Source organism: Tardiphaga sp. 285_C5_N1_2 (assembly GCF_052076065.1).
GTDB lineage: Bacteria > Pseudomonadota > Alphaproteobacteria > Rhizobiales > Xanthobacteraceae > Tardiphaga > Tardiphaga robiniae.
On the sequence record NZ_CP197241.1, the window covers coordinates 56,681 to 74,839 of the forward strand.

The window sequence follows — 18,159 nt, forward strand, 5'->3', positions numbered from 1 at the left end:
TGGCTTCAATGAATTTGATCAAGGCCGGCAATATTGGCGAGGCGAGTCCGGCGAGGTGGTCGGATGCCATCGGCAGTGCTGTGATCCGCGCTATCGGCTTTTTCTGCTTCTGGCTGATACTGACGCGCGGCGATCCCGGCGATGTGGGGCCCGGTCTGATTGCAGCTACCGCAGCGACCTGGGCAAGCCTCAAGCTGCTGCCTGCCGAACAATGGGGCTTCCGTCCGGTCAAGTTTGCCGGATTCGTCCTGCACTTCCTCCGTCAGTCGATTGTCGCGGGAGCGGACGTTGCGCTGCGGGCGCTTCACCCACGACTGCCGCTGCAGCCAGGCTTCGTCACCTATCAGGCGCAGCAGCCGCAGGGCAGGAAGCGAAATACGTTTTGCGCGATCATGAGCCTGATGCCGGGTACGCTTCCGTGCGGAACCTCGAATGACGGCAGTCTGGCCATTCATTGCCTCGATGTGACGCAGCCCGTCGTCGAGCAATTGTCGATGGAGGAAACTCTGTGCATGGCGGCGCTCGGGGGCGCAAGATCCGATGCCTAGCCTGCTGTTGGGTGCTTCGGTCTTTGTGCTGCTGACGGTGGCATTGGGCCTGTTCGCCATCCTTCGGCGATCGGCCGATGTGGACCGCCTGATGGCCGTCCAACTGCTGGGCACGGGAGGAGTCGCCATCCTGCTTCTGCTCGCGGTCGCAACCGAGACGCCGCCTGTCATGGATGTTGCTGTGATGCTCGCGCTGTTCGCGGCGTTTGCGGCCGTCGCATTCGTCAGAGACGCGTCCGGCGCGTCATCCGAGGCCAGAGGGGAGTGAGGGGCGCATGAGCCTCGTCATGGATATCCTGACCATTTGCGCGGTCTCCGCAGGAGCGCTGTTCTTCCTTGCGGGCACGGTGGGTCTGTTGCGTTTCCCAGATACGCTGACGCGTCTGCACGCGCTGACCAAGGTTGATAATCTCGGTCTTGGCCTGATCGTTCTGGGCTTGCTGCCGCAGACGAGTAGCCCGCTGTTCGCGGTCAAATTGGTGATCGTCTGGCTGCTCGTCCAGCTGTCCGGGGCGGTCGTCACCCAATTGATCGCCGGTGCGGTACGCCACCACGGAGCGGACGGATGAGCATCGCCTCCGTCTTCGATATTGCTCTCGTTGCGCTGATCCTGACGATCGGTGCTTCAGCCATCCTTGTGCGCACGGCATTCGCCGCAGTTGTCATGTTCGTCGTCTATGGGCTGCTTCTGTCCATGGCATGGGTCCGGCTCCACGCTGTCGATGTGGCTCTGACAGAAGCGGCGATCGGCGGCGGCATGACCGGCCTGTTGCTGCTCGGCGCCGTCGCGCGGTCCCGCTCCGATGATGTCGATCGCGTAAGAGTTAGTCATCCGCTGCGCCTTGCCGCAGGTGCATTGTGTGCGCTGGTCGCGGCGGGTCTTGCCGTTGCCATCTTCTATCCGCCGGCGCCCGTTCCGACGCTCGCGCCGATGGTGATGGAAAACCTGCCGCCGAGTGGTCTCGGCAACCCCGTTGCCGGCGTGCTGTTCGTGTTCCGGGCACTCGACACGCTGCTCGAAAAGGTGGTCCTGCTACTCGCTTTGCTCGGGGTCTGGTCGCTGGCGCCAGATCATGCCTGGGGTGGAACGCCAGGTTTGCAGGTTTACGCACGGCCCGATCCCACGCTGATCTTTCTGGCTCAGCTTTTGCCGCCGGTGGGAATCGTGTTCGGAATCTATATGTGCTGGGTCGGCGCGAAGGATCCTGGTGGCGCCTTTCAGGGTGGCACGGTGCTGGCTGCGATGTGGCTCCTTGTCATTGTCGCGGGATTGCAAAAAGCTCCTGCGATCGGTCGGCTCTGGCTACGTGTTCTGCTCGTCACCGGACCGGTGCTGTTCCTTGCCATTGGCCTTGCTGGATGGGTATTTGCCGACGCTTTTCTCGCTTACCCGGCAGGCTACGCCAAACCGCTGATTGTCGCCGTGGAAGCCGCTCTCACGCTGTCGATCGCTGTGGCGCTTGGCATGCTGGCCGCAGGACCGCCGGTACGGGCGCAGCAGCAATGAACGCGACAACGCTGTTCGGCTTGTGTGGCGCAGCGCTGGTGGGCATCGGACTGTACGGGCTCATCACGAATCCCGAGCCGCTACGCAAGATCCTTGCATTCAATTTGCTCGGGAGCGGTGTGTTTCTGCTGTTCGGTGTGATCGCCAGGCGGGGGGCAGCGGCCGGGCTCGGCGGTGACCCGGTCCCCCAGGCGATGGTGATCACCGCGATTGTCGTCGCGTTCGCGGCGACGGCCATGGCTATCGCGCTGGTGCAGCGTCTTGGCGATGAGACCGGCCGGGCCTCGATCAGTTCCGACAGATCTGAAACCGGCGAGGAAAAATCCTGATGCCGGCTGCAACCGCGCTTGAGGCGACAACTGCCGACGGGGCGCTTCTTGTTCTGGCCATCGTATTGCCGGTTGTCGGCATCCTGCTGTCGTTTGTCCTTGGCGGACGGTACGCCGAAAGGATTGCCGCGTTCCTGTTGCCCGCAAGCCTCTGCGTGGCCTGCATTGTCTTCGTGAAAGTATGGCAAAGCGAAACGTCGCTGAGCTACGTTGTGGGTAATTGGAAGCCCCCGCTCGGCATCACCCTGCGCGCCGACGGACTTTCAGTCGCGATGATGGTGGCCATGGCCATCGTGATCTGCCTCATCGGCGTGTTCGCGCATGCGAATTTCGGCAGTCGCGCAGCGTCCGTCGAAACCCGCGCGCCGATGGTGTTCTGGGTCATGCTCATGGCGATCTCGGGCGCGATGAACATGATCTTTCTCGGCGGCGATCTGTTCACACTTTACGTTGCGCTTGAGCTGCTGACCTTCGCTGCGGTGCCGCTGGTCTGTCTCGATGGCCGCGCGGAGACCTTGCAGGCGGCATTGCGCTATCTGCTCTTCGCGCTGCTGGGCTCGATCCTCTATCTGGTCGGAACGGCCTTGCTGTATGGCAGCTATGGAACCCTCGACATCGTCCTGATGTCGCAACGCGTGCAGATCGAGCCGGCGACGCTCGCTGCCGCGACGCTGATGACGGTGGGGCTGTTCGCCAAAACCGCGCTCTTTCCACTGCATCTCTGGCTTCCCCCGGCGCATGCCGGCGCACCGGCGGCGGCAAGCGCGGTTCTGTCAGCCGTCGTGGTGAAGGGATCGTTCTTTCTCATTGTGCGGCTCTGGTTCGACGCTGTGCCGGGACTCTTGAGTGTGGCTGCCGGTCAACTCATTGGGGTGCTCGGGGCGTCAGCGATTATCTGCGGCAACATTGTCGCGCTCCGACAGAAGCGGCTCAAATTGTTGATCGCCTATTCGACGGTTGCGCAGATCGGCTATCTGTTCCTGATGTTTCCGCTCGCTGCCGACCCGTTGCATCTCCAGTATGGCGATGCCCTGACGGGAGGCATGCTTCAGGCCATCTCGCACGCCACGGCCAAGGCAGCCATGTTCATGGCTGCGGGACTTGTCTATGCCGCGCTTGGACATGACCAGATTTCGGAGCTCGGCGGGATCGCACGCGCGCTTCCCATGACGATGTTCGCCTTCGGCCTCGGTGGCCTATGCCTGATCGGGTTGCCGCCAACGGGCGGTTTTCTGGCAAAGTGGCTCTTGCTGGAGGCGACGATTGCAACGGCGCAATGGTGGTGGGCAATCGTGATCATCGCAGGAGGGCTGCTCACGAGCGCATATACCTTCATCGTGCTGTCGCGTGCGATGGGAGCGCCGAGCGCGCCGCTGACATTGCACACCGCGGTGCCGAAGTATCAGGAAGTGGCGGCGCTGGGGCTGGCATTGCTCTCGGTTCTGCTGGGGCTCGTGGCGTTCGGTCCTATCGATGTATTGCAAGTTGGTCGTCCGGAGGCGCCGATGGCTTGGCTGCGATGATAGAGGCCTATCCCTTGCTGGCTTTCGCCTTGCTCTTTCCGCTCGGGATGCTGCTGGCTTGCCTCTGGCCAATGGCATTACTGCGAATGCCTTCATATCTGGCGTTTGCTCCGATTCCTGCATTTGTGGCCGTGCTCCTTGTCTCCGACGATTCCCCGCTTGTCGTCGGCCCCGCCCGTCTGCATTTGACTTTCGCCCTTGATCTCCCCGGGGCACTGCTACTCGGCGTTGCCGCGCTGCTATGGATCATGGCCGGGGCCTATGCGTCACCGTATCTGCAGGGCAGGCCGAATCGCGGGCGGTTCGCCGTGTGCTGGCTCACCGCATTGACGGGTTGCATCGGCGTCTTTCTCGCTGCCGACATGGTGGGTTTCTATTTGTTTTTGGCGATGCTGACGCTTGGCGCCTGTGGCCTCATCATCCAGCATGAAACGGCCGATGCGTGGCGGGCCGGCGCGCTCTATATCGGCCTTGGATTGCTGGCGGAGACATTGCTGCTCATCGCCTTCGTGCTGCTCGCGGCGGATATTCCCGGCAACGGGCTGTTAATCGGCGATGCCGCCGCCGCACTGCCGACGTCGCCGCACCGCGACCTGATCATCAGCCTGTTGATCGCAGGTTTTGGCATGAAGGCTGGCCTTGTTCCATTTCACGTCTGGATGCCACGGGCCTATGCGGCCGCGCCGGCGCCGGCTGCCGCTGTTCTGAGTGGTGCAGCCGTCAAGGCAAGCATCCTCGGAATGATCCGCTTTCTCCCCCTCGATACGGCACTGCCCCACGCAGGAACGTTACTCGCAGCTGCAGGCCTGTTCGCGGCGCTCTACGGGGTGGTGATTGGAATGACGCAACGCAGGCCCAAGGTTGTGCTGGCTTATTCGAGCGTCAGCCAGATGGGATTCATCGTGGCCGTCATTGGCATGGGCATGATCGCCGGAGATGGCCGCGCTGCACTGGCGGCGATCTTCTATTCTGCGAACCATGTGCTGGTCAAAGGCGCGCTGTTTCTCTCCGTCGGCGTGATCGCCGCGACCGGTCGCCGATATCTGTTGCCCATCCTTGTCCCAGTGGCGATCATTGCCGTCGGCCTTGGCGGTCTCCCGCTGACCGGCGGTGCGCTGGCAAAAATCGTGGTCGACGGACCGCTCGGGGACGGGGCCGCCAACACGGTTGCAACGCTGTCTGCTGTCGGCACGACGCTGCTCATGCTGCAGTTCGTGCGAGGCCTGGTGACGACGGCATCAACGGATTACGAGGCGACCGCTGCGCCGAGCCTGTTCTGGCCATGGCTGTCGACCGCCGTAGCGTCGCTCATCGTACCATGGGCGCTATTCCTCGCGGTCCCCGAAGGAATGTTGCCCAATCCTCTGGCGCCCGAACTGCTGTGGAAGGCCCTGTTTCCAGTTCTGCTGGGCGCCATATTGGCGGCAGTGCTGTGGCGCTGGGTGCGGCTACCCCATATTCCCGAGGGAGATATTGTCGTCGTTCTGGACAGGTGTGTGAAGATCGCTCCAGCCTGGGGCAGGACCATCGAGCAAGCGGAAGGCACGCTTCGCCAATGGCATGTGGCTGGAATTTCACTGCTCGCACTGACGGTGGCTCTCGGAGCCGCGCTGTTGGCCCAGTGAGTATGCCGAACAATCGACATCGCTATGGATGCGATGCTCGTGTCGTCAGGCTGATACCGTCGCCAAATTCTTCATGCCGGCGACGACGCGCTGTCGAAGTTCAACGCGCTGCCGGGACGATACGCCCAGAAGGTCTGCCGCACGCCAGATCAGATTCTCTTCAAACTCGTTGACCCGCTGATCCGCGTAGACGGTCTCCCACATCAGTTGAACGATCCGTCGACGTCCATCGTCATCGAGGAACTCGTTGAGTTGCCGGGTAAAGCGATAAAGATCGACCGCGCTACGGGCGACTGCATCTGCATCAACGAGAAGCTGAGCCGTAGCCGTGTCATCGAGCCCATAATGCGATTTGAAAATAGCATGCAATCTGGCGCGCCTGATATTCGATAGCTCGCTATGGACGGTGGCAACGCGGATGAGCAATGCCGCGGTCACGATGAGAAGCTCTCTCTGCTCGACGTTTTTCCGTTGATTGGCGTCTTCCATCGCACGCGAGATGAACGCCTTGATTGATCCAAACATCACCCGACCATTCTCTGTCAGAGACAACGACGACTGCGCTCTTGCGGCCGGCCATCCGGGCCCGCGATATCTGGGAAGTTTCAGGAGCGGTCGCCTGAGCTGAAGATGGCGTTTGTCCATCGGCGCCGCCACTTTCTTACCGAATTTTAAAGTTTCCGGATTCGGCCAAAAGCGAGGCAAAGCAGCCGTAGTTGTGGCGCTCCGGCCTCTGCGCATGGCCTGGAATTTTCCGCGGGGACACGCGTTGCTGCGCGTACCTGAATCCAGATCAATGTTCCCCGGCAATCCGGGTACTCATCACGACCTCTTCAGGGTTTTTCCCGATTACCTATTGCGTGCTGACGGCTAGCCTCGTGCAGCAGACGTCACGTCGTTCGTGTCGCGGTTTCGAGAGGGAAGCAAATGTTCAGCATTCGCATATTGACCGTGGCATGCGCCTTCCTGATCCCGCAGATGCTATCCGCACCGGCTCACGCGCAACAGCTTTTCCGCGTTGGCGGACTGACATGCAGCACCGGTCCGAGAGTCGGGCTGGTTCTAGGCTCACGCCAGGAGATGCAATGTGTCTTCCTGTCGACCGTGGCTGCACGGCAATACAGCTACAGAGGCACGATCAGGCGGGTTGGCCTCGATGTTGGTGTCACGCGCGGGGGAACGCTGTTCTGGGGTGTCTTTGCGCGCAACAGTAATATCGGCCGCGGTACGTTGAGAGGCAGCTATGTCGGGGCAAGCGGAAATGTTGCCATCGGCCTGGGTCTTGGCGCCAATGTCCTCGTCGGCGGATCACGCCGTACGATCACGCTGCAGCCGCTCTCTGTCGAGGGCCAGATCGGATTGAATCTGGCACTGGGCATATCCAACCTCGTTCTTCGATAGTCGGCATTTATCATCGGTCATCGCTTTATCGGGCAGGTTGGGCGGTCTTTGCGGGGGTGAGAATGCTCTCACCGATCCGGCCGACCATATAGGGGAAGAACGGGTTTGATGACGCCCGCATCAGCGAGTCGAGGCTGGCGATCAGCACATTGCGTTCCCCGCGCGGCGCCAGGGTACCGAGGTTCTCGCCAAAATCCTCGGACTTGTCTGGCTCCGCCCCATAGAGAGAATCGCTGACCGGAAATGGCAGCGCCACGTGTGACAGCGAATAGAAGCCCCGTGGATAGTTCAGGCCGAGCGGGCGGGAATGCTCGTCGACGGTGCCGGCCTCGGTCACACGCTCGATCACGTCGTCATTATTGTCACCGGAATTGGTAATGACGGCGAGGCCGTAGCGCCGCGGGCCGGCAGGTACAATGCGTGCCAGCGCGGTATCGGTGCTGGTTCGGAGCAGCGGGCCAAATCTGGCGGTGCGGTTGACGTCGAACAGAACGAGTTCGCTCCCATTGGCCGGCAGATGGGCATAGAGATCGGAGACGATGGCCCGCGTGCTGACGGTGAAATCCATCAGCGACTGGAATGTCAGGATGGGTGGAAACCGGCCCAGTCTTCCTTCGCTCGCATAGCGCGCGAGTCTCCGTTGCAGAGCCCTGGTCAGAAGATGCGATTGACGCGCGCCGTTTACCGGGAATGAATTGTACTTGAAGGGATTGAACTCCGGAACGACATCGAGCCATGCGGCCTTGGCGAAGGCGGGCAGAATTGCCGGAAATCCCGCAAGGCCGGCAAACCGTGCAAAACTGGTGATGCCGACCATCGGCGAGATCAGTATCAGGCGGTCGGGTCGTGACAGTTTTTCGTCGTCGATGGCATCCAGCGCATACATGATGGCCAGTGCACCGCCGTTGGAAAATCCCACCAGATGCAGCGGCACGGGCGAATCCACACGCTTCTTGACTTCCCGCACGGCGAGCCGCGTGGCGGCCATCCAGTCTTCCCACGCGACGTCGGTCAGCGCGGCCGGAACCGTGCCATGTGCCGGTAGCCTCGGTACGATCGCCAGGAAGCCTTGGTCGCGGTAAAAGCGCGCAATATGGCGCTGGCTGTAGGGAGAGTCCGTCAGGCCATGAAGAAGCACGACCGCGCCGATCGGCTTCCCCTTCGGCTCCAGCACAAAGGAGCGATTGAAATCCTGCACGAAATGCGCGGGATAGACTGGGCTGCCTTCGAAATACCGATTGGGTGGCACACGTTCTGTCGGATCGAGCTTCTGCGATACCTCGCGCTGGACTTCGTCGAAAAGCTCCGCCTCAGCCGCCATATATTGCGCCCAGTCGGCAGTATCCAGCTTGCTCGCATGGAACTCATGCGGAACGTAGGTATGCCATGTCTCGAGTGGCAGGCCGCGCTGCGAATCGTAGATGCGGACAGCGAAGATCGTCATCAGCGCGATGCCGAAAAACGCCATCAGGATCTTTGCAAATCTGAAGATTCTGGCCCGCACGACCGAACCCCGTAAATGACGACGTGGTGCAGGATAGCCCGGAAAATTTGAAGCGTGACGGGAGATATAGGGGAAAGCACCTGAGCGGGTATCGGGCTTTACCCTGATAATCGGTAACTTCTTCGGCGACGTCTAGATCCGCGCATGCGACGGCAGTCATATGCAAAGCCGTCAGTTAGCCCGGCAGCCGAAGATCCGGTTGCCGTTCTCGTCGAGAACGAACACCAGATGGGACCCGCAAAGCGCGCCGGCCTTGCCTAGTTCCGTAGCAAGGGCGCGCGCTTGCGTGATCGCAAGCTTCGGATTTGAAAGGCGGCTTCCGACCTCATCGGGAAAAACTTTCGGCCCGTCCAGGATATGGAAAAAGTATCGCATCGCGCTCCAATAATTCGGAAGAGCCGCGTGTCCCAGTGAATAATTAGTAAGGCGCTGACACATACGATGGCGCGTCATGTGCACCGACCAAGGGTTTTCCCCGATAGCCATGGTTCTGGATGTGCATTTCAAATCGGAACGCGTGCGGGGGCCACAGCATCAATTGTCAGGGAGTTACGCATGCGAAGGATCTCAGCCTTGCTCGTTCTACTCGCGCTATCTGCAGTGGTTCCGCTGGCGGATGCGCTTGCCCAAAGCGCAGCAGGACGCGGCGCAGTGTCCGGTGCCATCATTGGCGGCGCCGTCGGTGGGCGACGCGGCGCGGCCATAGGCGCTGCCACCGGAGCGGCCGTGGGGAGTCACAGGCGGCATTGGCATAACCGGTATTACTGGCGTCATGGTCGTTGCTGGGTCCGCACATCGAGCGGAAGATCCCACCCGGTATCGCATCGCTATTGCAGGTGAGCGATACGATTGCACCGTTGCGCCTGCGATAGCCATTCCAGCGCATCACGATCTTTCGCCGTGATCGCAGGGGTGATTCCGCGGCTCGGATCAGGTCAACACCCGATATCGTGATGCAATCGCGTCATCCATTATTCCGACGATTGAAAAGGAGGATGCGATGCAGAACCTGAAAAAGCGTTTCTTATTGTCCCTGCTTGTTTCCACGATTGTGGCGAGCGCGAGCATGGTATTCGTCACCACGCAGAGCGAAGCCAAGGGGAGGGCGTGGTGCGCCAAATCACAGTCGCGGGGCACCGATTGTAGTTATGACACGATCGACCAATGCCGTGCAGCGGTCAGCGGAACAGGTGCCTCCTGTCGCAAGCGCGTCCGCTGAGGCGTAGTGTCGTTTTTGAATCGGCAGCCGTCGCCATGTCATCTGGCGACGGTACCTTTATGCACAGACGAAGCGGCGCCCTTACGGCAAGGGCCTCCGTCAAACAGATCTTTGCTGCGATACGACTGAACAGCGGGCATTGACCACATATCGCAGCGTCTTGCGCTCTCTTTATTCCGCCGCGACCGCGACCGCGACCTGACCCAGCCTGTCGAACACGACGTCGCCACCGAGAATGGTGAGATCGCAGCGGGTGTCTTTCTCGACTTCCTCGGGCACGCAGGTGAAGACGTCGTGGCTGAGCACGGCGATATCCGCGAGCTGGCCCGGCACCAGACGGCCCATGCGATCTTCGGCGAACTGCGTATAGGCGCCGAAATAGGTGTAGGCGTGGATCGCTTCCGCCATCGACAGCTTCTGTCCTTCGCCCAGCAATGTATGACGGTTGGACATGCGCGTGGTCATCGTGAACAGGTTCTTGAACGGATCGGTGGTGGACACCGGCGCGTCCGAACTCGCCGCCGGATGCAGACCTGCGTCGAACCACTTGCGCATGGGATAGGCGACATCGGTGCGCGCCTGGCCGAGATTGGTGATGTAGAGATCGCCGAATTCATACATGAAGACCGGCTGCGGCACCGGGTCGATGCCCGCGGCTGCCATGCGCGCGATCTGGCTGTCGCTGAGGAAGCCGCAATGTTCGATGCGATGGCGACGGCCGAGGATCGGATTGTCCGCCGTACCTGCTTTCTCGATCCCTGACAGCACCTGCTCGATGGCGGCATCGCCGATGGCGTGGATGGCGAGCTGGTAGCCGAGGCCATGATAATGCGCGAGATAGTCGTGCATCTCCTTGTCGGTGTAGCAGAAGATGCCGCGATTATCGGGATCGCCCACGAGATAGGGCTTCGACATCGCAGCGGTGAGGCCGCCGGCGCTGCCGTCGCCGAACACTTTCATCGCGCCATAGCGCAGCATGCCGACCTCGCGGCCGAAGCGATAACCGGCAGCATGCGCCTGGTCGCCGATGCCGTCGGTGTTGCCGTAGATACAGACCCAGGTGCGGATCGGCAGCGTGTTCGATTTCGCAAGATGCTCGTAGGCATCGATCTCATCCATGCCCGCGGCCATGCCGACCGCGGCATCCATCACGCTGGTGAAGCCTTGCTCGAGCATGAACCGGCTGGCGCGGTCGATCGCATCGCGCAGGCGTTCGGCGCTGGGCTTCGGCGCGGCGTCGACGATCAGGCGCAGCGCGCGTTCGGCGAGCAGGCCGGTCAGCTTGTTGTCGCGGCGTTCGATCATGCCGCCATCGGGCTGCGGCGTGTTGTGGCCGATGCCGGCCGCGCGCATCGCCTGTGTGTTGATCACGGCGACATGGCCGCAGGTGCGCTTGAGATAGACCGGATTGTTCGGCGCGACCTGATCAAGCTCTTCCGCGGTGGGATGACGCTTTTCCGCGAGCTCGTAATGGTCATAGCCGCGGCCATTGATCCATTCGCCGGGCTTGGCCGTCTTGGCCTTCTCGGCGACGCGGCGCAGGATTTCGCCGATCGAGTTAGCGCCGGTCTCCGGCCGTAGATTGATCTCGGTCATGGTCAGGCCGAGCGGCAACAAATGCATATGGGCGTCGTTCAGGCCCGGGATGGCGGTGCGGCCGGCGAGTTCGATGATGCGCGTATCCGGTCCGGCAAGCTCGGCGATTGTCTGGGCCGAACCGGTCGCCAGCACGCGTCCCGATGCGATCGCGATGGCTTCGACAAAGCCCTCGTTGAGACCACAGAACACGCGTCCTCCGGTCAGGATGAGGCTTGGCTTTTCCATCTTAAGTCTACCTTTTATTCACGGGATCGAGTGCAGCGACGGGTACGCCAAAATTATTCAGCGGAGCAAGATCGCAGATTGTGCAGTGTGAGCCTGCAGACGGGGCAACGCGCCGCATATCGCGCTTTATGTTGGAGTTTTTCTCGCAGGTCAGGAATTAGACACCTGCCATGCGCGTCACGCAGCGACATTTGCGTGAGGCGCGCGTCGGTGTAGGATTCGCCTGATGTCTGGAGCCGGTGTGATGACGACCAATACTCAAGCTGCAACCCGTGCGACGGCCGAAATCCCGAGCATCCCCTGTGACGCCGAGGGTCCGGTGTTTCGCGAGCCGTGGGAGGCCCAGGCCTTTGCCATGGCCGTGACGCTGCATGAGCGCGGCGTGTTCACCTGGACGGAATGGGCTGCGGCGCTGGCTGCCGAGATCAAGCGCGCCCAGGCGGGAGGTGATGCCGACACTGGCGAGACCTATTACCGGCACTGGCTGGCGACGCTGGAAAATCTGATCGCCGAGAAGGGCGTGACGACGGCGGATGCGCTGCATCGCTATCGCGATGCCTGGGACCACGCCGCCGATCGCACGCCGCATGGCCAGCCGATCGAACTGACCCCGGCGGATTTCGCGCATCACGACTAGCGGTGGCGCGATTACGCCAGCGCCTTCACCACCGCATTGAAGAATGCATTGTCCGCCACCGCCGGGTTCACCATCGTCGGTGGCTTCGACCGCGCGCTCAGCACCGCGCAGATCACGCGATGCTTGGGATTGATATACATCAGTTGCCCGAATATCCCGCGTGCGGTGAAAGCGCCGTCATCGAGCGAGCCGTCCGCGCCCGGTACGATCCACCACATATAGCCGTAATCGACGCGCTGGCCGTTGATCTCACGCGGGGCACCGGCCGCGCGCATCCAGCCTTCCGGCAGCACGCGCTCTCCATCAATCACGCCGTCATCGAGAATGAAACGGCCGAAGCGTGCATAGTCGCGCAGGGTGGCAAACATCCCGCTGCCGGCGACTTCCAGTCCGCCCGGCGCTTCCAGCCACCAGGCGCCGTCGGCCTCCATGCCGAGTCTGGACCAGATCTTCTCCGAGAGATAATCGCTCAGCCATTTGCCGGTGGCCGCCTTCACCAGCGCGCCGACAACATGGGTATCGCCGGTCGAATAGGTCCATTGCGTGCCGGGCGTCGCGGCGCGCGGACGCTCCGCCATGTAGCGCATGATGGCGCCGGGCTGCTGGGCCACCTGCAATTCGAGCAGCTTGCGGCGTTCGGACTGTGCGTCGGTCTGATCGTCGCTCCAGCGCACACCTGACGTCATCTGCATCAGCGTCTTCACGCTGACGCCCTCATAGGCGGTGCCGGAAAATTCGGGAAGATAATTCACCAGCGGATCGTCGACGCTCTTGATGTACCCGTCCTGGATGGCAGCGCCGATCAGTGTGGTGCTGAAGGATTTCGCCATCGACATCGACAGCCAGCGTGTCGATGCCTCGATACCGAGATCGTAATGTTCGAGCAGAACCTCGTCGTCCTTCATCACCAGAAGTCCGGCGACGCGGTTGCGCGAAACATAGTCGTAGATGTCGTAACTCGCGCCATTGGAGACGATCGGAAAGTCAGGCAGCGTATGCTTGCTATAGATCAGTGGCCGCACCGGTGCGCCCGCCTTGATGGTGCGCGTCGCGAAATTCATCTCGGGCGTGACGAAGGTCCGCAGATGATCGACAGGCATCGATCGGCCGGCATAGGAATTGATGATCGCGTCGGTTGCAGTTTGGGGGCTCGTCGCGGAAGCCTGACGAATGGTGCTGTTGGCTTCGCCTGCACCCGGCGCCACATCTGTCACAGTCAAAGGTCTGTCCTGCATCTTCGGGCGCGTCGATGCGCTCAAGGATTTACTATGGCAGGGGAGAAGGACTGTCGAGGGTGCCAAGGTCGAAACGCGCGGTGCGCCGGGATCACCGGCGCGTGCCGCTGATCCCGGCATCACCGGCGCATTATGCTGATTGATGTCAAACCGGTACGGTGTCCTGATGCGACAATCAGCGAACCGCCGTCGTGTTCGAACTGGTGAGCGCGGTCGGCTGACCGGCCTTGATGACGCGGGCCGTCTGGGTGCCGTCGCTGGTGCCCGTGCGGGCGGCAATGCCGAAACCTGCAACCGCGATGCCGGCAACCAGGGCGACAACGACGATCTTCAGATGCGTGCTGCGGTCTGCGCTGTGGATCGAGTGGTTCATGGCGGCCTCCTGCCGTCTACGCGGCTACTTGTTGCATGGAGGTGTAATCCCGGCCGGTTTCCAGCCGATGGCGTCTGTGTAGAAAATTGTTTCGTGGAAGCGGAGATTTGTTTCGTCGCGTAGCCGGATACTTACGAATGCAGCGGTTTTGGCGCCTTTGGCGGTATTTGCGTCACCCGTATTGTTCGATGCCGGGGAATCCCGACCCACGCTTGTCATTCCGGGGCGCGGCCGGCACTTGCCGGACGCGAACCCGGAATCTCAGAGAGTTTTGCGCTGAACAGGTCGAGATTCCCCGCCACTCGAATTGGAGTGGCTGAGGTTCGTCTGCGCGACGGCGCGCAGCCGCCCCGGAATGACAGTTTGGAGCGGCAAGACAGCGCCAAACATATTTTCCTATCCAGTGTTGACAATATCCCGATATGGATTATATTCCCCTTTGTCCGGCCCCGATGAGAGGGGCGAGCGCGATCGTCACGTTCGCGGGGCTGGATGCGGTGGACGCCGGAGATGCGGCGTCACGCGGTTCACGGGGGACGTCTGTCTTCGGGCAGGACGGATCTGCGCCAGCACTGCCACTGGCAAGGAGACGGCCGACCTTCGGATGGAAAGACCCCTGGACAGTGTGACGGACGACCAAGTCAAAACACGTTCGGCCTATTCGCTTGAGGCCCCCTTCCCATCGCCTTGGGACTTTAATTCGCGATCGGAGCGTTCGTCGAGGCAAAGTGCAAGCAACCGAAAAAACACCGCAGGCGGAACGTCGGGCAATCGCTCGTGCTTCCGAAAGTCCTGATGCATTACCCCATGCGGAAGACCGCATTCGCATCAGGCCCAAGGGTGCATCGGGCACCCGGCGTTCCGCACGCCCTCTCGATTGAGGGTGGGAAGGAATGCGCAAAACTCGGACGCCATTGGCGCCGCGAGAATGCGAGCGTGTGTTTCCACGTCACCGAAGCAGGTACCGCCACCCCACTCGATTTAGGTAAGCACTCCTGCTTGTTATTGCGGAGGGCGGCCTTCAAAACTCCTCTTCGAAGGGCTCATGGGCAGACGAGGATCACATGATCATCAAGCCCAGCGCATCGTGGCACACCCGCTCGACCCTCAGCAGGTTGGCGCACATTCTCGAACGGACCGGACTCGCTTTGGTTGGCGCTGCCTGCGGGCTGTTCGTTGCCGAGGTCGGCCGCTTCATCGAGGTCATTGGTTCGGGTGAAGTCGTGTTCGCTATGATCATTTACGGGGCTACCGGTTTCTATCTCGGAATCGATCTGCCCCAGGTTCCTGCCGATTACCGCATGCATCTGCCGCTATGGCGCGGGCTGGGCAACAGTGCGGATATGGTGGAGCTGCTCACTGCGGCCGGTACCTTCATCACATCGGTGACGGCGATCACGTCAGTCTCCAGTATCATTCTGGGTGAAACCGTGCGCCCCAAGACGGCTGGCATCATCTGTTTGAGCTGGGCAATCGGCGCCACCATGCAGATCGCTGCCGGTATCATCGCGCGAATAGAGTTAGGCCGTGCCGTGAAAATGGCGAAGCTCGCGCTCTTCTCCCGGTGAAAGGTCAGGACAATTCCGGCTGACGGAGGTCGAACATGCCGCTCTATATGTATCAGGCTGCCTACACGCCGGAATCATGGGCCGCGCAAATGAAGAATCCGCAGAACCGCGTTGAATCCGTTGGACGGCAGACGACGGAGGCTGTCGGAGGAACGTTGATCGGAGGTTGGTATTGCCTGGGCGAATATGACGTGATGCTGATCGCCGATGTGCCGGATATCGAGAGCATGGCGGCCATCGCCGTCGCGATTGCGGCCGGCGGCGCCATCAAGTCCAGCCAGACGACTGCATTGATGACCGGGGCGGAACTTGTAGCGGCCCTGAAGAAGTCGGAGTCCGTCATCAAGGGTTACAAGCCCGCCCGATAGACATCGGTGGCGTCGAACGCCGCTAGCGTCCCGGCGTCGCATTCACCAGCGCGAGGATCTCGTCGCCGTAATGCTCCAGCTTCTTGTCGCCGATCCCCGGGATTTCGCGGAGCTGGTCGAGCGTGGTGGGATGTTCGCTGGCGATGCCATCGATGGTGGCGTCGTGCAGCACGACATAGGCCGGGACGTTGCGCTTCTTCGCGACTTCCGAGCGCCAGGCACGCAGCACGGCGAGCAGATCGGGATTGGCGTTGTCACTGCGCGGTGCCGCAAGGTCGCCGCGGCGGGATTTGCTGCGCGGGGCGCGGCCGGTACCGCCGGTTTCCTCGCGGAACATCAGCTCGATCTCGCCCTTGAGAACGCCGCGCGCTTCTTCGGTGAGCTTCAGCGCATTGAAACTATCTGCATCCGCATAGAGAAAGCCGCGCGCCACCAGTTGCCGCATCACGGCGCGCCATTGTTTCTCGGTGAGTTCGCCGCCGATCCCGAATACCGACAGCTTGTCATGGCCGAATTGCTTGACCTTGTCGGTGAGGCGGCCGATCAGCACGTCCACCAGATGCATGGCGCCGAATTTCTGCCCGGTGCGATAGGCGCAGGACAACAGCTTCTGCGCGGCGACGCTGCCGTTCCAGACTTTCGGCGGCGAGAGGCAATTGTCGCAATTGCCGCAGCGCGTGCCGGTCGCCTCTTCGCCGAAATAACCCAGCAGTCGGGTGCGGCGGCAATCGACTGTTTCGGCGAGGCCGACCAGCGCATCGAGCTTGCCGATGGAGACGCGCTTGAAGGTCTCCGATCCCGTGGACTCGTCGATCATGCGGCGCTGCTGCACGATGTCGGAGAGGCCATAGGCCATCCACGCATTCGACGGCTTGCCGTCGCGGCCGGCGCGGCCGGTTTCCTGATAATAGGCCTCGATGCTCTTCGGCAGATCGAGGTGGCACACGAAGCGCACGTCGGGCTTGTCGATGCCCATGCCGAAGGCGACGGTGGCGACGATCACCACGCCGTCTTCATTGATGAAGCGATCCTGATTGGTCTCACGCAGGCGTGCGTCGAGCCCGGCGTGATAGGGCAGCGCGAGGATTCCGGCCTTGTTCAATGCGGCTGCGGTGTCCTCGACCTTGGCACGCGACAGGCAATAGACCACGCCGGCCTCGCCGGAATGCCGGTCGCTGATGAAAGCCTGCAACTGCTTCTGTGCGTTGGTCTTGTCGACGATCTCGTATTTGATGTTCGGCCGGTCGAAGCTCGCCACGAAATTCGGTGCGTCTTCCAGGCGGAGGCGTTGCACGATCTCCTGCCGAGTCAGATCGTCGGCGGTTGCCGTCAGCGCAATGCGCGGAATGTTCGGGAACCGTTCGGCGATGACCGAGAGGCCGATATATTCGGGCCGGAAATCGTGGCCCCATTGCGCGACGCAATGCGCTTCATCGATGGCGAACAGGGCGATCCTGGCGCGGCCGAGCATCGACAGACAGCGCGGCGTGACCAGACGTTCAGGGGCGACGTAGAGAAGGTCCAGTTCTCCGGCGAGCAATTGCCGCTCGACCTCGTTGGCTTCGTCCCAAGACAGGGTGGAATTCAGCACCGCCGCCTTGACGCCCGCCTCAAGCAGGCCCGCGACCTGGTCGCGCATCAGTGCGATCAAGGGCGAGACGACGATACCGCAGCCCGGGCGTAGCAAGGATGGCAACTGGTAACACAGGGACTTGCCGCCGCCGGTCGGCATCAGCACCAGGCAATTGCCGCCATCGGTCACGTGGCGAACGATATCTTCCTGTGCACCGCGAAAACCCGGCAGACCGAACACCGAATGCAGCACGGACAATGCGTCCGAGGTCTGGAACACGTCTGGCTGATTTTTCGATTGACGCGAGGCGCCGGCGGGAACGGACATGGCGCAGGTCTATTCCTGATTCGAGGGTCGCGTATATCCCGGGAAACGCGTCGTTCCCCCAGGAGAACGCGTCATTCCCGAGAGAATGCTTCATTCTCTATGGCATCGCGACGTTTCGCCTTGATCGCGCCGCTTTACCCCTGTCGATGATCCGTTCTAAGAGAATGAGTGCGCGACCGCGCCAGCGTCGCTGCAACCGGGCAAAAAGAAAAGCCGTATGCCATTCATTTTGCGAATCTTTTCTTGGCTTCTGAACCGTCGCCGCGGACCCAAGATCCGCTGGCACGCGGCCAATGAGAATGCCGCGCGAAAAGTGCGCCGGAAATTCAAAAAGGGGCCAAAGTCCGCGATCCTGTCCCATGTCATCGCGCATCGGCCGTCCGTGACGCTGGTGGGGCGGCTGCCCGCGGTCGAAATCTGGAACCTGTCAGATCCGAAGCGTGTCGCGCTGCTCTATCTGCAGCATGGCCGCCGGTTGCGGCTGCCAGCGCCAAAGGCGTTGATGGACGATGCCGTGAAGCGGGCCCGCGCCGCGGAATAGCGGACGTGGTCCACGCGGGGCCACTTGTGCCGTGTGACGTCATGGGCTTGACGGGCC

20 protein-coding genes are annotated in these 18,159 nt (G+C 61.6%); 13 read left to right on the plus strand and 7 right to left on the minus strand.

The features are described from left to right. Positions 1-8: 8 nt before the first annotated feature. Genes AB7951_RS00255 through AB7951_RS00285 form a run of 7 tightly spaced genes read left to right on the plus strand, consistent with a single transcriptional unit; the run spans position 9 to position 5,532 of the window. Positions 9-548, plus strand: a complete 540-nt coding sequence (locus AB7951_RS00255) for a Na+/H+ antiporter subunit E (RefSeq protein ID WP_439062008.1) — start codon at positions 9-11, stop codon at positions 546-548. Next, on the plus strand, positions 541-816 hold the full coding sequence (locus AB7951_RS00260) for a monovalent cation/H+ antiporter complex subunit F (RefSeq protein ID WP_089263539.1): 276 nt from the start codon (positions 541-543) through the stop codon (positions 814-816). Before AB7951_RS00255 ends, AB7951_RS00260 begins: the two co-directional genes overlap by 8 nt. Before the next feature lie 7 nt (positions 817-823). Next, complete coding sequence (locus tag AB7951_RS00265) at positions 824-1,117, plus strand: monovalent cation/H(+) antiporter subunit G (RefSeq protein ID WP_439062007.1); 294 nt, start codon at positions 824-826, stop codon at positions 1,115-1,117. Continuing rightward, positions 1,114-2,055, plus strand: a complete 942-nt coding sequence (locus tag AB7951_RS00270) for an MnhB domain-containing protein (RefSeq protein ID WP_439062006.1) — start codon at positions 1,114-1,116, stop codon at positions 2,053-2,055. The genes AB7951_RS00265 and AB7951_RS00270 overlap by 4 nt, the downstream gene beginning before the upstream one ends. After that, on the plus strand, positions 2,052-2,384 hold the full coding sequence (locus tag AB7951_RS00275; protein ID WP_439062005.1) for an NADH-quinone oxidoreductase subunit K: 333 nt from the start codon (positions 2,052-2,054) through the stop codon (positions 2,382-2,384). Before AB7951_RS00270 ends, AB7951_RS00275 begins: the two co-directional genes overlap by 4 nt. Continuing rightward, positions 2,384-3,907, plus strand: coding sequence for a complex I subunit 5 family protein (locus AB7951_RS00280; RefSeq protein ID WP_184512273.1), 1,524 nt, complete (start codon positions 2,384-2,386; stop codon positions 3,905-3,907). Before AB7951_RS00275 ends, AB7951_RS00280 begins: the two co-directional genes overlap by 1 nt. A gap of 14 nt (positions 3,908-3,921) precedes the next feature. After that, positions 3,922-5,532 carry a proton-conducting transporter transmembrane domain-containing protein gene (locus AB7951_RS00285; RefSeq protein ID WP_441255640.1) on the plus strand — a complete coding sequence of 537 codons (1,611 nt, stop codon included), beginning with the start codon at positions 3,922-3,924 and terminating at the stop codon, positions 5,530-5,532. A 45-nt stretch (positions 5,533-5,577) separates the two neighbouring features. Here AB7951_RS00285 and AB7951_RS00290 read toward each other — a convergent pair whose 3' ends face one another. After that, positions 5,578-6,057 (minus strand): TerB family tellurite resistance protein, encoded by a 480-nt coding sequence (locus AB7951_RS00290; RefSeq protein ID WP_158596727.1) that lies wholly within the window; start codon positions 6,055-6,057, stop codon positions 5,578-5,580. 453 nt (positions 6,058-6,510) lie between these two features. On the opposite strand from AB7951_RS00290, the gene AB7951_RS00295 reads away from it, so the two are divergent. After that, positions 6,511-6,933, plus strand: a complete 423-nt coding sequence (locus AB7951_RS00295; RefSeq protein WP_231081269.1) for a DUF992 domain-containing protein — start codon at positions 6,511-6,513, stop codon at positions 6,931-6,933. Positions 6,934-6,958: 25 nt separating this feature from the next. Here the strand turns inward: AB7951_RS00295 and AB7951_RS00300 are convergent, their stop codons facing one another. Beyond that, positions 6,959-8,401, minus strand: coding sequence for an alpha/beta hydrolase (locus AB7951_RS00300; RefSeq protein WP_120287455.1), 1,443 nt, complete (start codon positions 8,399-8,401; stop codon positions 6,959-6,961). Positions 8,402-8,608: 207 nt separating this feature from the next. Next, positions 8,609-8,923 (minus strand): DUF6894 family protein, encoded by a 315-nt coding sequence (locus AB7951_RS00305; protein ID WP_439066699.1) that lies wholly within the window; start codon positions 8,921-8,923, stop codon positions 8,609-8,611. A 514-nt stretch (positions 8,924-9,437) separates the two neighbouring features. Here AB7951_RS00305 and AB7951_RS00310 point away from each other — a divergent pair. Next, entirely contained in the window at positions 9,438-9,656 is a 219-nt protein-coding gene (locus tag AB7951_RS00310) for a DUF3551 domain-containing protein (RefSeq protein WP_089263548.1), read from the plus strand. A 171-nt stretch (positions 9,657-9,827) separates the two neighbouring features. Here AB7951_RS00310 and AB7951_RS00315 read toward each other — a convergent pair whose 3' ends face one another. Next, positions 9,828-11,480 carry an amidohydrolase gene (locus AB7951_RS00315; protein WP_120287453.1) on the minus strand — a complete coding sequence of 551 codons (1,653 nt, stop codon included), beginning with the start codon at positions 11,478-11,480 and terminating at the stop codon, positions 9,828-9,830. Between the two features lie 244 nt (positions 11,481-11,724). On the opposite strand from AB7951_RS00315, the gene AB7951_RS00320 reads away from it, so the two are divergent. Next, positions 11,725-12,117 carry a nitrile hydratase accessory protein gene (locus tag AB7951_RS00320; protein WP_120287452.1) on the plus strand — a complete coding sequence of 131 codons (393 nt, stop codon included), beginning with the start codon at positions 11,725-11,727 and terminating at the stop codon, positions 12,115-12,117. 11 nt (positions 12,118-12,128) lie between these two features. Here AB7951_RS00320 and AB7951_RS00325 read toward each other — a convergent pair whose 3' ends face one another. Both AB7951_RS00325 and AB7951_RS00330 read right to left on the minus strand, forming a co-directional pair. Next, positions 12,129-13,331 (minus strand): serine hydrolase domain-containing protein, encoded by a 1,203-nt coding sequence (locus AB7951_RS00325; RefSeq protein ID WP_439062690.1) that lies wholly within the window; start codon positions 13,329-13,331, stop codon positions 12,129-12,131. 196 nt (positions 13,332-13,527) lie between these two features. Continuing rightward, on the minus strand, positions 13,528-13,725 hold the full coding sequence (locus AB7951_RS00330) for a hypothetical protein (RefSeq protein ID WP_089263559.1): 198 nt from the start codon (positions 13,723-13,725) through the stop codon (positions 13,528-13,530). A gap of 1,064 nt (positions 13,726-14,789) precedes the next feature. Here AB7951_RS00330 and AB7951_RS00335 point away from each other — a divergent pair. Together AB7951_RS00335 and AB7951_RS00340 are read left to right on the plus strand one after the other, a co-directional pair. Continuing rightward, the gene (locus tag AB7951_RS00335) at positions 14,790-15,293 is read left to right on the plus strand and encodes a hypothetical protein (protein ID WP_439062003.1); all 504 of its coding nucleotides are present in this window, start codon (positions 14,790-14,792) and stop codon (positions 15,291-15,293) included. A gap of 35 nt (positions 15,294-15,328) precedes the next feature. Beyond that, positions 15,329-15,661 carry a GYD domain-containing protein gene (locus AB7951_RS00340; RefSeq protein ID WP_116659949.1) on the plus strand — a complete coding sequence of 111 codons (333 nt, stop codon included), beginning with the start codon at positions 15,329-15,331 and terminating at the stop codon, positions 15,659-15,661. A 22-nt stretch (positions 15,662-15,683) separates the two neighbouring features. Here the strand turns inward: AB7951_RS00340 and recQ are convergent, their stop codons facing one another. After that, complete coding sequence (recQ, locus tag AB7951_RS00345; RefSeq protein WP_120287450.1) at positions 15,684-17,561, minus strand: DNA helicase RecQ; 1,878 nt, start codon at positions 17,559-17,561, stop codon at positions 15,684-15,686. Between the two features lie 313 nt (positions 17,562-17,874). Between recQ and AB7951_RS00350 the strand changes: the two genes are divergently transcribed. Continuing rightward, entirely contained in the window at positions 17,875-18,102 is a 228-nt protein-coding gene (locus AB7951_RS00350) for a hypothetical protein (protein ID WP_147421582.1), read from the plus strand. Positions 18,103-18,159: the final 57 nt, after the last annotated feature.

Bases quoted from the DNA above. Each gene is read 5' to 3' on its own strand.
- AB7951_RS00255 (WP_439062008.1), top strand. From the start codon at position 9: ATGAATTTGATCAAGGCCGGCAATATTGGCGAGGCGAGTCCGGCGAGG.
- AB7951_RS00260 (WP_089263539.1), top strand. From the start codon at position 541: ATGCCTAGCCTGCTGTTGGGTGCTTCGGTCTTTGTGCTGCTGACGGTG.
- AB7951_RS00265 (WP_439062007.1), top strand. From the start codon at position 824: ATGAGCCTCGTCATGGATATCCTGACCATTTGCGCGGTCTCCGCAGGA.
- AB7951_RS00270 (WP_439062006.1), top strand. From the start codon at position 1,114: ATGAGCATCGCCTCCGTCTTCGATATTGCTCTCGTTGCGCTGATCCTG.
- AB7951_RS00275 (WP_439062005.1), top strand. From the start codon at position 2,052: ATGAACGCGACAACGCTGTTCGGCTTGTGTGGCGCAGCGCTGGTGGGC.
- AB7951_RS00280 (WP_184512273.1), top strand. From the start codon at position 2,384: ATGCCGGCTGCAACCGCGCTTGAGGCGACAACTGCCGACGGGGCGCTT.
- AB7951_RS00290 (WP_158596727.1), bottom strand. From the start codon at position 6,057: ATGTTTGGATCAATCAAGGCGTTCATCTCGCGTGCGATGGAAGACGCC.
- AB7951_RS00295 (WP_231081269.1), top strand. From the start codon at position 6,511: ATGCTATCCGCACCGGCTCACGCGCAACAGCTTTTCCGCGTTGGCGGA.
- AB7951_RS00300 (WP_120287455.1), bottom strand. From the start codon at position 8,401: ATGGCGTTTTTCGGCATCGCGCTGATGACGATCTTCGCTGTCCGCATC.
- AB7951_RS00305 (WP_439066699.1), bottom strand. From the start codon at position 8,923: ATGGCTATCGGGGAAAACCCTTGGTCGGTGCACATGACGCGCCATCGT.
- AB7951_RS00310 (WP_089263548.1), top strand. From the start codon at position 9,438: ATGCAGAACCTGAAAAAGCGTTTCTTATTGTCCCTGCTTGTTTCCACG.
- AB7951_RS00315 (WP_120287453.1), bottom strand. From the start codon at position 11,480: ATGGAAAAGCCAAGCCTCATCCTGACCGGAGGACGCGTGTTCTGTGGT.
- AB7951_RS00320 (WP_120287452.1), top strand. From the start codon at position 11,725: ATGACGACCAATACTCAAGCTGCAACCCGTGCGACGGCCGAAATCCCG.
- AB7951_RS00330 (WP_089263559.1), bottom strand. From the start codon at position 13,725: ATGAACCACTCGATCCACAGCGCAGACCGCAGCACGCATCTGAAGATC.
- AB7951_RS00335 (WP_439062003.1), top strand. From the start codon at position 14,790: ATGATCATCAAGCCCAGCGCATCGTGGCACACCCGCTCGACCCTCAGC.
- AB7951_RS00340 (WP_116659949.1), top strand. From the start codon at position 15,329: ATGCCGCTCTATATGTATCAGGCTGCCTACACGCCGGAATCATGGGCC.
- recQ (WP_120287450.1), bottom strand. From the start codon at position 17,561: ATGTCCGTTCCCGCCGGCGCCTCGCGTCAATCGAAAAATCAGCCAGAC.